At 40.4% G+C, this 1,144-nt stretch carries 1 protein-coding gene; it reads left to right on the plus strand.

Annotation, left to right across the window (positions count from 1 at the left end):
- A partial coding sequence (locus Q3O60_RS17580; RefSeq protein WP_305895228.1) for a DUF6414 family protein occupies positions 1 to 1,135 on the plus strand: 1,135 nt, incomplete at its 5' end.
- Between the last annotated feature and the right edge of the window lie 9 nt (positions 1,136 to 1,144).

Below are 1,144 nucleotides of genomic sequence, written 5' to 3' on the forward strand. Positions count from 1 at the left end.
ACCCGCTGCGCGGCTTTCCGCGCTAAATTTGGGCGTTAGGCTTAAAAATGAGGCGAGAAAGATGAATGAAGTTAAGGATCTGATTTATCTCGACATGGATAAAGTTAGCTCGCTTTATAGCCAGATAACTGGGGGAATAATTCAGCAGTTTGAAACATCAACTTCCTCCAATAAGACGGATAAAAATCTACGAAACTATGATCTCAAGCTGTTCAAGCATGAGGCGGGTGGTGTCGGTACTGATTCGGAGTCATTTAAGGAGACGCGAGTTAGTCACCATGAATTGTATAATGAATTAGAAGATCAGCTTTTTAAATTAGGTTATGCAGCAGAAATAGGTGTTGACGTAAGCAAAGAACAGCTGGCTTCGGGTGAGGCAATATCGATATTCGAAAACACGCTATGTATTAAAGCGACAGGGTGGGCCGTTCTCGAAGATTATGAGCGTATATGTCGAATATCAGCTAACTACAAAGATATTGCGGCCCTTATAAATCGAAGTATAGAGTCTTCGCTAAGAGAGTCAGATGAGTGTAAAGAGATACTAGAAAAGATCGAGTCCCAGAGAAATGAAATCCGATTGATGAAAAATGGACAGCAAAAGACCAAGCGAAAAAATGAATTAGATGAGTTGGAGCATAACTTAGAGCTTTTTATTAAAGCTAAGTCAATTGGCGAGGTTGAAGACTGGATCATTGAAGGAATGCAAAACTGGATAAGGGTATTCCTTCCCGGAGTAATTAATTTCCGGCTATATCCATTTGATGATATGCCTGAATTTCATATATTGTCGAATTTAAAACGAGAGTCTTTTCTGGAGAGTAGTACTGAATCGGTACATTTTCTTTATGGATCAAAACCAACCGTTAAGCTTGATATTCTTGGCGTAATTACGGCGATTCCCAAAGAAGGAAGCGAGCAGTTTGATCCAATGATCGAGTTCAATGAAGAAGAGTTAAATCAGGAAGGACGTGAATCGGAATCAATAGAGAGAGCTTTCAGAGGTGTTTTTCGTGGCTTCGATGGGTTTGAAGAAATGATTCGAACGTGTAGGTATCCTCGAATTATGATTCATCCAATTGCAATTTATCGATCTATCAAGCCTAACAAAGCATTGCAGCGGACAAGCCGCTGAATGCGGCGT

This window comes from Alkalimonas collagenimarina (assembly GCF_030717845.1).
Taxonomy (GTDB): domain Bacteria; phylum Pseudomonadota; class Gammaproteobacteria; order Enterobacterales; family Alteromonadaceae; genus Alkalimonas; species Alkalimonas collagenimarina.